The sequence below is a fragment of the Streptomyces chartreusis genome, from assembly GCF_008704715.1.
In the GTDB taxonomy this organism is placed as follows: Bacteria; Actinomycetota; Actinomycetes; order Streptomycetales; family Streptomycetaceae; genus Streptomyces; species Streptomyces chartreusis.
This window is the reverse complement of record NZ_CP023689.1, coordinates 3,366,561-3,380,219: the sequence shown is the minus strand read 5'-3', so window position 1 is coordinate 3,380,219 and position 13,659 is coordinate 3,366,561. Positions and strand designations below refer to the sequence as shown.

Here is a 13,659-nt window from a genome sequence, read left to right as displayed (position 1 = left end):
CGTCGTCCGACTCTTATGAGACTGCCTGTCAGCAAGGGCGTCAATCCCTTGCGCAGGACTTGTTGACCCCGCGTCTACCACGTGTGAGCCTGCCGAACATGCCGACATACGACCTGTACGCGAACGATCCGGGAGAACCTCTCTGGCAGGTGCCGGCTGCCGGGGCGGCCCGTTTCGGCTGGGAGTACGACAACGGGCGCGAGCGGCTCCTGGCCCTGTACCAGAAGGGCAAGGACAAGCAGTGGGACGGGCAGCGCAGGATCGACTGGGAGCTGGAGGTCGATCCGTACGACGCGCTCGGCACACCGGAAGAGGCCATGGCGCTCTACGGGACGCCGTACTGGACGAAGATGAACGAGCGCGAGCGGGGCGAGCTGCGGCAGCACTACGCCTCCTGGCAGTTCAGCCAGTTCCTGCACGGTGAGCAGGGCGCGATGATCTGTGCGGCGCGGATCGTGGAGTCGGTGCCCGACATGGACGCCAAGTTCTACTCGGCGACGCAGACGATGGACGAGGCGCGGCACGCCGAGATCTACGGGCGTTTCCTGCACGAGAAGATCGGGATGCTCTACCCGATCAACGACAACCTCCAGTCGCTGCTCGGCGACACGCTGCGCGACAGCCGGTGGGACATGCCGTACCTCGGGATGCAGGTGCTGATCGAGGGGCTCGCGCTGGCCGCGTTCGGGATGATCCGCGACACGACGACCAAGCCGCTGCCCAAGCAGATCCTGGCCTATGTGATGCAGGACGAGGCGCGGCACGTGGCCTTCGGGCGGATGGCGCTGCGGGACCACTACAGGCAGCTGACCGATGCCGAACTGCGTGAGCGCGAGGAGTTCGTCATCGAGGGCTGCTATCTGATGCGCGACCGGCTGCGGGGCGTCGAGGTCCTGGAGAACTTCGGCATCCCGAAGGCCGAGGCGGAGCAGATCAGCGAGCGTTCGGAGTTTCTGCAGCTGTTCCGGCGGCTGCTGTTCTCGCGGATCGTCCCGTGCGTGAAGGACATCGGTCTGTGGGGGAAACGGCTTCAGCAGGCCTATGTCGACATGGGAGTGTTCGAGATGGGCGACTCCAATTTGGATCTGCTGATGGCTCAGGACGAGGAGATCGCCGAGAAGCTCGACGCCGAGCGGTTCGCGGAGGAGGAGCGGGAGCGGGTGGCGGAGGTCGAGGAGGCGATCGAGGCAGGTCAACGCCTTGATGGTTGATCACTCGGGCGAGGGGCGAAACGGCATATTCGCCTGGGCAGGCTGACTGTGCCCGGCAGACTCCGCCGCATGGGCGAAATCATGAGCGCCGCACGCGAGTACGGGCTGGACGACGACTACCAGTGGCCCCGTCCGCCGGTGGGTGGCTGGACGGCGGATGACCTCGACGAGCTTCCCAACCTTCCTCCGCACATGGAGCTGATCGGCGGGAGCCTCGTTTTCGAGAGTCCGCAGACCAACTTCCACTCACGTGCCAACCGCTTACTGGACAACACGCTGCTGGGCCAAGTGCCGGATGAACTGGACGTCATCCGCGGGATGACGGTCAAGCTCAACAAGCGCAATCGACCGGAGCCCGATGTACTCGTGTTCCGTGCGGACGCCGACACGGGGCCGGCGCAGACCTGGTACCGGCCGGAGGATGTCGTGATCGCCGTCGAGGTCGTCTCCGAGGACTCGGAGGAGCGGGACCGGGACGTGAAGCCCCGGAAGTATGCCCAAGCGGGTATCCCGCACTACTGGCGTGTCGAAGAGAACGAAGGCTTGCCGGTCGTCTACGTCTACGAACTCGATCCCGCAACGCAGTCCTACTGCCTGGTGGGCATCTTCCACGACAAGCTCAGACTGACCGTCCCGTTCCCCATCGACATCGACCTCACCACGATCGACCACCGGCGGCGCGGCTAGACCGAGCACCCCAGGTCGTCCGGGACCTCGCCCGGTATCGGCTGTGCCCCTTGCGGCGGGAACGACGTGCGCAGGGTGAAGGCGTGCGGGGTCGGGCCGTTGGTGCGCAGGTGGAGGAGGCGGGACTCGGCTTCCGCGACCGTCGGGCGGTGGCCGGCGGGGACCCACCACAGGGTCGTCATCGCCTCCTGGACGCGCTCGAACCACTCACGGCGGCGGGCCAGCATCTCGCGGTGCCGTCCCTGATACATGTACGCCGTCAGGGCGTTGGTGTCGCGCCACACCGTCAGGTTGATGATCAGCCACTCGTCGCCGAAGACCGGCACGCCCGTCGCGTCGCCGGAGTCGTCCTTCAGCCGCCAGACGAAGCCGTCCGCGGCCTCGGCGTCGGCGTTCACGGGGTCGAGGTTGTCGACGAAGTCCTTGAGCTGGGGGGAGTCCAGCGGCGCCTTGAGGCGGGCGATGTTGACCTGGGCGAGTTCGAAGGCGGGGTCCGGGGTGGTGGATGTCGGCATGGACCGAACGATAGGTCGGCTGCCGGCGGTGGCCCAGGGGGTATCTCAGTACGTGGGCACATGTCCCTGTTTCACAACCGCGACGGCGTGCGGGTGAGTAACTGTGTACCGCCGTCTTACGGGCGGGAAACCGTGCACTGACCGGCCCGCCCGTAGCTTCACGGAGCATGACGGGGAACGTACTGACCGCCCTTCGCCCGATCGTCCGCCGCCCTTTTACGCTGCCCGGTTGGAGTTCCATCCGGGGCCGTATGGCCATAGTGCTGGCCGTTCCGACGTGTCTGCTGCTCGCTCTCACCGGGCTCGGCGTCGCCGACCGGGCCGCCGACTTCTCCGCCGCCCGGGACACCGAGGCGCATGTCGGGGTGCTGTTGCGGGTGCAGGGGCTCGTCCGGGAGGTGCAGCGTGAACGCGGGCTGACCAACGGGCTGTTGGGCGGTGAGAAGGGGTACCGGGACGACGTCGTCGCGCAGCGGACCCGTACCGACCGGGCACGGGACGCCCTGAGCGCCTCGCTGGAGTCCGAGAGCGGTCCGCTCGTCTCCGCCGTGCGCGGCGCCGACGTTCCGCTCGCCGCCCTCGCCACCACGCGCGAGCACGTGGACGCCGGCATCGCCGGGCGCGCCGCCACCCTGCGCACCTACACCAAGGCCGTCACACGGCTCGTCGACGCCGAGTCGGCCGGTGTCCCGGACGGCGACCGGCGTATCGCGCAGGGCGTGCAGGCCCTTCAGGCGCTCGCCCGGGCCACGGAGGCCGTCGCGCTCGAACGCGGCTCACTCAACGGGGTGTTCGCGGCCGGGCGCTTCCGCTCCGGTGAGTACCTCGACTTCACGGAGGTCCGCGCCACCCGGGTGGCCGCGCTGGGCCAGTTCCGGCAACTCGCCCGGGGAGAGCAGGAGTCCGCGCTCGACGACGCCTTCGGCACGGACGCCGCGCGCCGGGTCGCCGGGTACGAGGCGCGGGCCGGGCGAGGAGCCGACGGGTCCGCTCTCGACGTGGCCCCCGCCCGGTGGTGGGCCGACATGACGACCCTCGTGGACGATCTGCACGGCGTGCAGCGGGAGGTCGGGGACGACGTCCGTGCGCGGGCCGCCGACGCCGGATCCGCCGCCACCCGGCAGCTCGGCGGGTTCCTCGCCCTCGGGGTGCTGATCCTGGGTGTGGCCGTCGCGCTCGCCGTCTTCTCGGCCCGCTCCATCACCCGCCCGCTGGGTGCCCTCGCCGACGAGGCGGACGCGGTCGCCGGAGCGCGGCTGCCCGAGGCGGTCCGGCGGATCCAGGAGGCCGACCCCGGCAGCCCGCACGACGACGGGGCCGGGCGGCCCCGACTCCCCGGCGGCGCACGGGAGATCAGCCGGCTGGCCGCCGCCCTGCGCAACGTCGAGGACACCGCCGTCGGCCTCGCCGCCCAGCAGGCCGTCCTGCGCCGGACCAGCACCGAGTCGCTGGCCAGCCTCGGCCGCCGCAACCAGAGCCTGCTCAACCGGCAGCTCGGCCTGATCACCACCCTGGAGAGCCAGGAGCTCGACCCGGACGCCCTCGCCGAGCTCTTCGAACTCGACCACCTGGCCACCCGGATGCGCCGCAACGCCGAGTCACTGCTGGTGCTGGCCGGCGAGGAGTCGCCGGCCCGGTCCTGGAAGGGCACGGTCGCCGTCACGGACGTGGTGCGGTCGGCGGTCGCCGAGGTCGAGCAGTATCGGCGGGTGGCCGCCGTGGACGTCCGGCAGTGCGGCATCCGCGGCCACAGCGTCGCCGAACTGTCCCATCTGATCGCCGAGCTGGTGGAGAACGCGCTGATGTTCAGCCCGCCCCAGCAGCCCGTCGAGGTCCACGGCTGGCCGGACGCCGCCGAGTACTGCCTGGCCGTGGTGGACCGGGGCATCGGGATGACACCGGAGCGCCTGGCCGAGGCCAACGCCGTGCTGGCGGGGAAGGGCGACTCCCTGCACACCGCCCCGACCCGGTTCCTCGGTCACCACGTCGTCGGCGCCCTCGCCGCCCGCCTCGGTGCCCACGTCGAGCTCCGCCCCACCCAGGGCACGGGCGTCACCGCCTACGTCGCCCTGCCGGCCGCCCTGATCCAGGAGCCGACGTCAACCGCGGTCGCCCGAGGGTGACTTCAGCACCGCCTCCATCACCGCGCGGGCGATCGGTGCCGCGTCACCGCCGCCGCTGATCTCCCCGCGGTCCGTGTCCGCGTCCTCCACCACCACCGCGACCGCCACCTTGGGCTCCAGATCGCGGTCGCCCTTGGCCCAGGAGACGAACCAGGCGTACGGCGTGCCGGAGTTGCCGAGGCCGTGCTGGGCCGTGCCGGTCTTGCCGCCGACCGTCGCGCCCGGGATCCACGCGTTGGTGCCGGTGCCCTCGCGTACGACGTCCACCATCAGCTCCTTCAGGAGCCTCGCGGTCGACGGGCGCATCGCCTGCCGGGTCGGGCGGGACCCGGCCGTGGCCACCGTGGCACCGCCCGCCCGGGTCGTGCGCTCCACGAGATACGGCGAGCGCACCTGGCCGCCGTTGGCCACGGCCGCCGCGACCATCGCCATCTGGAGCGGGGTGGCGCGGGTGTTGTACTGCCCGATCGAGGACAGCGCGAGCTGCGCCCGGTCCACCTCGGAGTCGAAGGTGCTCTCGGCGACCGAGTAGGGGATCTTCAGGTTCGCGTCGTTGAAGCCGAAGGCGTCCGCGGTCCGCGCCATCCCGGTCACGCCCGTCCTGACCCCGAGGCGCGCGAACACCGTGTTGCAGGACCACTCGAACGCCTTGCGCAGCGGGACGTCCTCGCAGCCCTCGGACTCGTTGGTCAGCGAGGTCCGGGTGCCCGGCAGGGTGTACGGGTCGGGGGAGTCGGTCGGCTCGTCCAGGTCCTCGACCACACCCGCGTCCAGCGCCGCGGCCGCCGTCACCACCTTGAACGTCGAGCCCGGCGGATACGTCTTGCGCACCGCCCGGTTCAGCATCGGCCGGTCCTTGTCGCGGTTCAGCGACGCCCAGGAACGCGTCACCGAGGCGCCGTTCCCGGACAGGGCGGACGGGTCGTAGGAGGGGGCCGAGACCAGCGCCAGGATGCGTCCCGTCGACGGTTCGACCGCCGCCACCGCGCCCTTGCGGCCCGCGAGCCCCTCGTACGCCGCCTCCTGCGCGGCCCGGCGCAGTGTGGTGACGACGTCACCGCCGGGGTTCCGGTCGCCGTTGGTGCCGCTCCACGGGAACGGGGAGAGCAGCGGGTCCGTGCCCGCGAGGACGCCGTCCTGCGCGTGCTCCAGGAACGTCGTGCCGTACTCCTGCGAGGCGAAGCCGGTGACGGGCGCGTACATCGGGCCGTTCGTGTACGTCCGCTCGTAGCGCAGGTGCTCGCCGGTGTCGTGGGAGCCGGTGACCGGTTCGTCGTCGACCAGGATGTCGCCGCGGGGCTGGCCGTAACGGGAGATCGTGGTGCGGCGGTTGGCGATGTTGTCGTCGTAGGACGGGGCCTCGACGACCTGGATGCGGGCGGCGTTGACGAGCAGCGCGACCAGCAGCAGGGCGCAGAAGAACGCGGCGTGCCGGATGTGCCGGGTCATCGGGCGGCCTCCTCGCCCTTGGGCACGCCGAGTCTGCTGCGGGCCTTGTCGCTGACCCGGATCAGCAGCGCCACGATCGCCCAGTTGGTGACCACCGACGAGCCGCCCTGCGCCAGGAACGGCATCGCCATGCCGGTCAGCGGGATCAGGCCGGTCACCCCGCCCGCGATCACGAACACCTGGAGCGCCACGATCGAGGCGAGCCCGACCGCGAGCAGCCGGCCGAAGGGGTCGCGCAGGGCGAGGCCGGCCCGGTAGCCGCGTTCCACCAGCAGGCCGTAGAGGATGAAGATCGCGGACAGGCCCGCGAGGCCGAGCTCCTCCCCGGCCGTCGCCAGGATGAAGTCGGACTTGGCCGCGAAGCCGATCAGGATCGAGTGGCCGAGGCCCAGTCCGGTGCCGAACGTGCCGCCCGCCGCGAAGGCGAACAGCGACTGCGAGAGCTGGTTGGGGCCCTCGCCCGCGGCGATCGACGCGAACGGGTGCCGCCAGTCCTCGACCCGGCCGTGCACATGCGGCTCCAACTCGCCGACGGCGATCGCGCCGAGCGCCGCGAGCAGCAGGCCGAGGGCGATCCACCCGGTGCGCCCGGTGGCGACGTACAGCAGGACCACGAACAGGCCGAAGAACAGCAGCGAGGTGCCCAGGTCGCGTTCCAGGACCAGCACGCCCACGCTCAGCAGCCAGATCGCGACGATGGGGCCGAGGACGCGGCCGGTGGGCAGTTGGAGCTTCTCGATGCCGAGGACGCGACGGCCGGTGTACGCCAGCGCGTTGCGGTTGGCGGCCAGGTACGCGGCGAAGAACACCGCGAGCAGCACCTTCGCGAACTCGCCGGGCTGGATGGAGAATCCGGCGATCCGGATCCAGATGCGGGCGCCGTTCACGGAGGGGAAGAAGATGGGCAGGGTGAGCAGGACGAGCGCGGCGACCACACAGACGTAGGAGTAGCGCTGGAGCACCCGGTGGTCGCGCAGCAGCAGGACCACCACGATGAACAGCGCCACTCCCAGCGTGGACCACACGAGTTGGGTGGGCGCCGCCCGGTCGCCCGGTGTCTCCAGGTCGAGCCGGTAGATCAGCACCAGGCCGAGGCCGTTGAGCAGCACCCCGATCGGCAGCAGCAGCGGGTCCGCGGACGGTGCGCGCAGGCGTACGGCCAGATGTGCGACCAGCGCGAGCACACCGAGCCCGGCGCCGTATCCGGCGGCGCCGGGCGGGACGGTGCCGCTACGGGCGAGGCCGACCGCGCAGTAGCCGTACACGGAGAGCAGGACGGCCACGACGATGAGGGCCAGTTCGATGCCACGGCGCCGGGGGAGCGGTGCGGCGGGAGCGGGAGCGTCCGCTGCCACCAGGGTGGTTCCGGCCTTGGTCATGTCCGGAACTTACCCAAATAGTCCGTCTTGTGTGCCTAATGGATCAGCACCAGCGCGGCGTGTGCCGGGTCTCGATGAAGCGGGCCGAGCCCCAGGCCCAGGTGCCGTCCGCGAGCAGGTACCAGAAGCGGTTGCCCTGGACGCTCTCGCCCTCGGTCTTGCAGAAGATCCTGACGATGTCCCCCTGGTGGACGACCCGGATCACCTGGCTGCCGCGGTTCGGCGCGGAGCGCAGCAGCAGCGAGCTCGCGGTGACTCGGCCCCGGGTGAACTGCTGGCTCTGGTTGCCGCCTTGGCTCCAGTCCCCACCGGACCCGCCCCAGTCGCCACCGCCCCCGTCCCCGCCCTGGCCTCCCTGGCCGCCGCCCCCGTCCCCGCCCTGGCCGCCGCCCCCGTCTCCACCCTGGCCTTGCTGGCCGCCCCCTTCATCTCCTTGGCCCCCGCCCCAGTCGCCGCCCTGGGACTCGCCGGACGACGAGCCACCGCTCTGGGAACCCCACTCGTCGTCGGCGACGGCGGGAGTTGCGGCGGCCGCGGCGGCGAGGACGCCGGCGGCTATGGATATGGCGAGTCGGGATCGCAGTGCCATGTGTACCTCCAGGTCAAGGGAACGAACCTGACTAATCGCCACATTAGGAGGCCGATCGGGGGTTCGCTCGTCCTAATGGGCCATAGGAGAAGCGCTGCGGAACTGCCGCGGGAAGGGCGGTGCCTATCGCAGGACGAGCGTCGCGACCGCGCCGCCGTCCGCCGCGTTGCCGAACGACAGCCGCGCCCCGAGCACCTCTGCCTGCCCCAACGCGATGGTCAGCCCCAGGCCGTGCCCCTTCGCCCCGCCCTCGGTACGGAACCGCTGCGGCCCGTGCGCGAGGAGGTACTCCGGATAGCCGCCCCCGTGATCCCTGACGGTGACCATCGGACCTTCCACCGTCAGCGACACCGGCCCGCGTCCGTGCTTGTGCGCGTTGGCGACCAGATTGCCGAGCACCCGCTCCAGCCGGCGCCGGTCCGTCTCCACGACGACGTCCCGCAGGACGACGACCTCGGTCTCGGTGCCGGACGCCCGCACCACCCGCTCGGCCAGCGCCGCGAGCGGCTCGCTGTCCGGCTCGGAGCGCTCGCGCCCGCTGTCCAGCCGCGAGATCTCCAGCAGGTCCTCGGTCAGCGTGCGCAACGCCGACACCCGGTCCTGCACCAGCTCCGTCGGCCGCCCCGCCGGCAGCAGCTCGGCCGCCGCGTGCAGCCCGGTCAGCGGGGTGCGCAGCTCGTGCGCCACGTCCGCCGTGAACCGCTGCTCGGCGAGCAGCTTGCTCTGCAACGAGGACGCCATGGAGTCCAGCGCCGCGGCGACCGCGGCCACCTCGTCCGGCGGCCGGGTCGAGTCGCGCGTACGGGGGTCGTCCACCCGGGCGTCGAGATCGCCCGCGCTGATCCGCCGGGCCACCCGGGCGGTGGCGTGCAGCCGCCGGGTCACCCGTGTCACCGCGAACGCGCCCACCAGCGCCGTCACCCCGATCGCCAGCGCCGACGACCACACGATCGCCCGGTCGAGGCCGTCGATGGTGCGGGCCTGCTGCGAGTAGTCCACCTCGACCGCCAGCGCCCGCTCGCCGTCGGCCGGGCCCGCCGCCCACATCGTGGGCCGGCCGCGGTGATCGGCGACCATCGTGCCGCGCTCCCCGGACACCGCCAGCTTCCGCAACGACTCGGGCAGGTCCGGCGGGTCGAGTTCGACGCCGGGCCCGGTTGGATCCCCGGCCTCGAACGCCGCCGTCGCGTCCTCCAGCCGGGACAGCGCGAGTTCGCGGGCCTGGCCGACGGTCTGGTTGGTCACCGAGACGTGCACGAGGATGCCGAGCAGCGCGGCCAGCGCACAGCACATCACCGTGATGAAGACGGCGGCCTTCACGGCCAGCGTGCCCGCCCACTGGGGCAGCGCGAGCCTCATGGCGTGCTCGCCGAGGGGGTGAGGGAGGGGGAGCCCGACGGCGAAGGGGACGGATGGGGCGACTTCTTGCGGTGCCCGGTGCGCAGCATCTCGTCGTGCGTCAGCAGCATCGCCTTCTCGTCCGCGTCCCAGGTCCACTGGAGCCGGTACTCGTACCCGGCGACCTCGGACGGCGAACGGATGATCACCGAGCGGCCGGCCAGCTCGACGCTGCTGATGGCGTCGTCCCAGCTCATCACCTGCATGAGCCGGTGCTTCTCGACGGTGTAGACGCGCACCGCGGTGGTCTTGCCGGGCAGCAGCCGGAAGCCGAGGGTGAGCTCGGGGCGTCCGTCGCCGGTGAGGTCCCGGTAGTAGGGCCGCAGCACCGGGCACTTCCCGTGGCCGGCGCCGCCCCCGCACTGCGCCATCAGCCGGCCGGTCTCGCGGTACTGCGCGTTCTGCCCCTCGTAGTCCCCGGGGCTCTTGTCCATCTCCTTGCGCACGACCGCCACCGGGTTCACATCACGGATGTCGTCGCCGGGGAGCATGACGCCCTTCACGGCCTCCCGGTTCACCTCACCGATCTCATAGGCGGGGCGGGACGCCGGCGTCAGTCTCGGCCAGAGCTTGTCCGGGCTGACGGCGGTCTCGGTCGGGCCGGCGCCCTGGAGCTCCCCGGCGTCACCGCAGGCCGTCGCCGCCGCCAGCAGCAGTGCGACCAGGGCACTGAGCGCGACGATGCGCGTGTGGCGGCTGCGGGGCACGGTTCTCCTGGGGCTCGGGGTGTCGTCGGCCCGTACACCCTATTCGTACGGAAGTCCTTTTTGCGCACCCGGTGGGCGTACGGGCGACGGGCTACTCGGCGAGCTCTTCCAGGAGCCGGGCGGTCGACAGTCCGGCCCGGAGGTAGTCGACGAACAGCTCGTTGTGCAGGGCCCACGGAGAGCGGCGGGAGCGTATCAGCCGGATCGCCTGCTCGGCGGAGTGGTTCCGGCGGACCAGGGCGTGGGCGACGACGAGCCCCGAGCGGTTGTAGCCGTGGTAGCAGCGGACCAGGACCCTGCGGCCGGCGTCGACGGCCTCGCACGCCGCCTCCGCGAGCCGGATCACCCCGGCGAGCTGGGTGCCGTCCAGCGGACCGTCCGGGATCGGCCACACATGGTGCTCCACGCCGGGATCGGGACCGTGCCCGGGCAGCCTGAGCAGTGTCTGCACGAGATCGAACTCGTCCCTGACGACGGCGAACTCCAGTTGCCCCGAGCGGCCCCGGAACTCGTGCCCGCCCATCCACAGGCCGGGCACGATCTCGCTCCAGGGGCTGTCCGGAGCGGGTACGTCGGGTTGCTTCCTGCGGGTACGCAACGGCGCCTCCCCAACCACACCTCGCGAGGGGTGTGCCCAACTCCTCTCAAAGGTAACCGGGTTCTTGCCCCCGCAGCACCCCGCCTGTTCCCATGGTCGTGGGGTGATGGTGCATGAACGGACTGCGCGTCATACCGACCTGGCGGCACGGGCAGGAACGGCTCTACGTCTGTCTCACCGACGGGCGCAACCTCGCCTGGTACGACCGTGAGGCGGGCCGGATCAACCTGCTCAGCGACGCGAGCAGGGAGGATGTGCTGGAGGCCCTCGGCCCCTTCATCACCGGCTCGGTGACGGTGGGCCCGCCCCCGGTGCCCACCCCCGCCGAGCTGGCCGGGCTGACCCTGCACCCGGACGACGACCTGGCGCCCAACCGTCCCGGCGAGGCCCTGCTGATCGCCCTGGACCGGGACCCGGGGCCCTCCCGCCGGCTGCGGCCCGACCCGCGGCGCCGGGCGCTGACGGCCGAGCAGACGGTCGGGGAGGCGCTGGACCGGCTGGACGGCGCGGGCTGGCACGCGCTGCACTCCGTGCCGCTGCCCGGCGGCGACCGCATCCATCACCTGCTGATCGGGCCCGGCGGGCTGTTCGCGCTGCACACGCTGTACGCCCGCAAGGCGAAGGTCACCGTCGCGGACCCCGTGGTCGCCCTCGGCCGCCGTGAGACGTATCCGCTGCTGCGCCGTGTGCGCTCCGACGCCGACCGGGCGTCCTACGCCCTGACCGCGGAGGTCCGTCCCGTGCTGGTCCTGGTCGCCCCGGCCGCCGTGGCGATCACGGCGTCGGTGCGGGAGGTCCGGGTTCTCAGGGACACCGAGGTGGACGGGCTGAGGCGTTCCGGCGGGGTGCTGAAGCCGGCGGACGTGGAGGCGCTGCACGCCATGGCCCGGGACCGGCGGGTCTGGCTGGCCGCCGGCTGAACGGTGCGGGTCGGTTCCGGGTGACCGTCCGCGGGGGCTGCCGCCCCCGGACCCCGCTTCGGCCCTGAACGGGCCTCGTCCTCGAACGCCGGACGGGCTGAGTTGGGCCGGTGCCCGTCCCTCAAGGCAGCGTGCCCGCCCGGTCCGCGTCCAGCAGCGGCGCCAGCAGGTCGCCGTAGTCCTGGAGGCGCGGTGCCAGGTCGGGTGCGGAGAAGGTCAGGGCGTCGGGGGAGCGGCAGTCCACCACCTCCTCCCAGGTGACCGGCGTCGACACCGTCGGCTCGCGGCGGGCGCGCAGGGTGTAGGGGGTCGCCGTCGTCTTGCGGGCCGCGTTCTGGCTCCAGTCGACGAAGACCTTGCCGGGCCGCAGGCTCTTCGTCATCCGGTGGATCGCGAGCCGCGGCAGCGCCTTCTCGGCCTCCACGGCGAGGTCCTTGGCGTACTCGGTGGCCCGTTCGGAGGAGACCGGCCGGATGGTCGCGGCCAGATGGAGGCCCTTGGAACCCGATGTCTTGGCGTACGCCTCGATGCCGTCGGCGGCCAGCCGCTCCCGCAGCCACAGGGCGACCTCGCAGCACTCCACGACGGTGGCCGGTGAGCCCGGGTCCAGGTCGAACACCAGGCGGTCGGCCTCGCCGGGCGCGTCGATCACCCACTGGGGCGTATGGAACTCGGTGACGAGATTGGCGGCCCACATCAGGCTCGCGAGGTCCTGCACGAACACCATGCGCGCCGGCCCCTCGACCCGGGGGACCTCGGCGGTGGTGACCCACTCGGGGGTGCCGGGCGGGACGTTCTTGGTGAAGAACACCTGGCCGTCCGGACCGTCCGGATAGCGCAGGAAGGACACCGGCCGGTCCCGCAGATGCGGCAGCAGTACGTCGGCGGTGGTCGCGTAGTAGTGCAGCACCTCGCCCTTGGTGAACCCGGTCGCCGGATACAGCACCTTCTCCAGGTTGCTGAGCGCCAGGCGCCGCCCCTCCACCTCTGTGATCGGCGTCATACGATGAGAATCACATGAAACCGGCCTGAACCGCCTCGAAAGGTTCCGAACGTGCGATCCATATGGAACGGCGCCATCTCCTTCGGCCTGGTCAGCATCCCGATCAAGGTGGTGAACGCGACGGAGAGCCACTCGATCTCCTTCCGTCAGATCCACACCGAGGACGGCGGCCGGATCCGCTATCGCAAGTTCTGCGAACTGGAGGACCGCGAGGTCGGCCAGGCCGAGATCGGCAAGGGGTACGAGGACGCGGACGGCTCGATCATCCCCATCACCGACGAGGACCTGGCCCAGCTGCCCATCCCGACCGCGAAGACGATCGAGATCGTGGCCTTCGTCCCGGGCGACCGCATCGACCCGCTCCAGATGGACGCCGCCTACTACCTCGCCGCGAGCGGCGCCCCGGCCGCCAAGCCGTACACGCTGCTGCGCGAGGCGCTCAAGCGCAGCAACAAGGTCGCCATCGCCAAGTTCGCGCTGCGCGGCCGGGAGCGGCTGGGCATGCTCCGGGTCGTCGGTGACGCCATCGCCATGCACGGTCTGCTCTGGCCCGACGAGGTCCGCGCGCCCGAGGGGGTCGCCCCGGACGCCGGTGTCACGGTCCGGGACAAGGAGCTCGACCTCGCGGACGCCCTGATGGACACCCTCGGCGAGGTCGACCTCGACGATCTGCACGACGAGTACCGCGAGGCCGTCGAGGAGGTCATCGCCGCGAAGGCGGCCGGCGAGGCCCTGCCCGCCGCCCCCGAGCCCGCCACCGGCGGCAAGGTCCTCGACCTGATGGCGGCCCTGGAGAGCAGCGTCCGCGCCGCCAAGGAGTCGCGCGGCGAGGAACCCGAGGAGGCCGAGGTCAGACGCCTGCCGCAGCGCAAGTCCGCCCGCGCGGCCCCGAAGCAGACCGCAGGCAAGAAGTCGACGTCCGCCTCCAAGAAGACCGCCGCGAAGAAGACGACCGCCTCGGCCAAGAAGTCGACGTCGAAGTCGGCCCAGGGCGGCAAGAAGACGGCTGCGAAGAGCACCACGAAGAAGTCGGCGGCGAAGAAGACGACGTCACGCAAGCGCACCGCGTGACGACTACGG

General features: G+C 71.5%; 13 protein-coding genes. 5 read left to right on the top strand and 8 right to left on the bottom strand.

The window, feature by feature from the left end; translation table 11 throughout:
• The first annotated feature begins 98 nt into the window (after positions 1 to 98).
• Positions 99 to 1,211: a ferritin-like domain-containing protein gene (locus CP983_RS14135; protein ID WP_150499793.1), complete on the top strand. Its 1,113-nt coding sequence runs from the start codon at positions 99 to 101 to the stop codon at positions 1,209 to 1,211.
• Positions 1,212 to 1,292: 81 nt separating this feature from the next.
• On the top strand, positions 1,293 to 1,898 hold the full coding sequence (locus tag CP983_RS14130) for a Uma2 family endonuclease (protein WP_150506586.1): 606 nt from the start codon (positions 1,293 to 1,295) through the stop codon (positions 1,896 to 1,898).
• On the opposite strand, the gene CP983_RS14125 is transcribed toward CP983_RS14130, so the two are convergent.
• Positions 1,895 to 2,413: a DUF3291 domain-containing protein gene (locus tag CP983_RS14125; RefSeq protein WP_150499792.1), complete on the bottom strand. Its 519-nt coding sequence runs from the start codon at positions 2,411 to 2,413 to the stop codon at positions 1,895 to 1,897. The genes CP983_RS14130 and CP983_RS14125 overlap by 4 nt on opposite strands.
• 251 nt (positions 2,414 to 2,664) lie before the next feature.
• Here CP983_RS14125 and CP983_RS14120 point away from each other — a divergent pair, with 251 nt between their 5' ends.
• Positions 2,665 to 4,536 (top strand): sensor histidine kinase, encoded by a 1,872-nt coding sequence (locus tag CP983_RS14120; protein WP_167537702.1) that lies wholly within the window; start codon positions 2,665 to 2,667, stop codon positions 4,534 to 4,536.
• On the opposite strand, the gene CP983_RS14115 is transcribed toward CP983_RS14120, so the two are convergent.
• The 6 genes from CP983_RS14115 to CP983_RS14090 all read right to left on the bottom strand — a co-directional run bounded on the left by CP983_RS14115 (position 4,513) and on the right by CP983_RS14090 (position 10,656).
• On the bottom strand, positions 4,513 to 5,985 hold the full coding sequence (locus CP983_RS14115; protein ID WP_150499790.1) for a penicillin-binding transpeptidase domain-containing protein: 1,473 nt from the start codon (positions 5,983 to 5,985) through the stop codon (positions 4,513 to 4,515). The two genes, CP983_RS14120 and CP983_RS14115, sit on opposite strands and share 24 nt — an antisense overlap.
• Complete coding sequence (locus CP983_RS14110; RefSeq protein WP_107902857.1) at positions 5,982 to 7,364, bottom strand: FtsW/RodA/SpoVE family cell cycle protein; 1,383 nt, start codon at positions 7,362 to 7,364, stop codon at positions 5,982 to 5,984. The genes CP983_RS14115 and CP983_RS14110 overlap by 4 nt, the downstream gene beginning before the upstream one ends.
• Before the next feature lie 43 nt (positions 7,365 to 7,407).
• Positions 7,408 to 7,953 (bottom strand): SH3 domain-containing protein, encoded by a 546-nt coding sequence (locus CP983_RS14105; RefSeq protein WP_150499789.1) that lies wholly within the window; start codon positions 7,951 to 7,953, stop codon positions 7,408 to 7,410.
• A 123-nt stretch (positions 7,954 to 8,076) separates the two neighbouring features.
• The gene (locus CP983_RS14100) at positions 8,077 to 9,312 is read right to left on the bottom strand and encodes a sensor histidine kinase (RefSeq protein ID WP_150499788.1); all 1,236 of its coding nucleotides are present in this window, start codon (positions 9,310 to 9,312) and stop codon (positions 8,077 to 8,079) included.
• The gene (locus tag CP983_RS14095; protein WP_150499787.1) at positions 9,309 to 10,058 is read right to left on the bottom strand and encodes a hypothetical protein; all 750 of its coding nucleotides are present in this window, start codon (positions 10,056 to 10,058) and stop codon (positions 9,309 to 9,311) included. Before CP983_RS14095 ends, CP983_RS14100 begins: the two co-directional genes overlap by 4 nt.
• Before the next feature lie 91 nt (positions 10,059 to 10,149).
• Positions 10,150 to 10,656: a protein-tyrosine phosphatase family protein gene (locus tag CP983_RS14090; RefSeq protein WP_125530012.1), complete on the bottom strand. Its 507-nt coding sequence runs from the start codon at positions 10,654 to 10,656 to the stop codon at positions 10,150 to 10,152.
• Positions 10,657 to 10,769: 113 nt separating this feature from the next.
• On the opposite strand from CP983_RS14090, the gene CP983_RS14085 reads away from it, so the two are divergent.
• Positions 10,770 to 11,576: a nuclease-related domain-containing protein gene (locus CP983_RS14085; RefSeq protein WP_107902849.1), complete on the top strand. Its 807-nt coding sequence runs from the start codon at positions 10,770 to 10,772 to the stop codon at positions 11,574 to 11,576.
• Between the two features lie 121 nt (positions 11,577 to 11,697).
• Here CP983_RS14085 and ligD read toward each other — a convergent pair whose 3' ends face one another.
• Positions 11,698 to 12,579 (bottom strand): non-homologous end-joining DNA ligase, encoded by an 882-nt coding sequence (gene ligD / locus CP983_RS14080; protein WP_150499786.1) that lies wholly within the window; start codon positions 12,577 to 12,579, stop codon positions 11,698 to 11,700.
• A 51-nt stretch (positions 12,580 to 12,630) separates the two neighbouring features.
• Here ligD and ku point away from each other — a divergent pair, with 51 nt between their 5' ends.
• The gene (gene ku, locus CP983_RS14075; protein WP_150499785.1) at positions 12,631 to 13,650 is read left to right on the top strand and encodes a non-homologous end joining protein Ku; all 1,020 of its coding nucleotides are present in this window, start codon (positions 12,631 to 12,633) and stop codon (positions 13,648 to 13,650) included.
• Positions 13,651 to 13,659 lie beyond the last annotated feature (9 nt).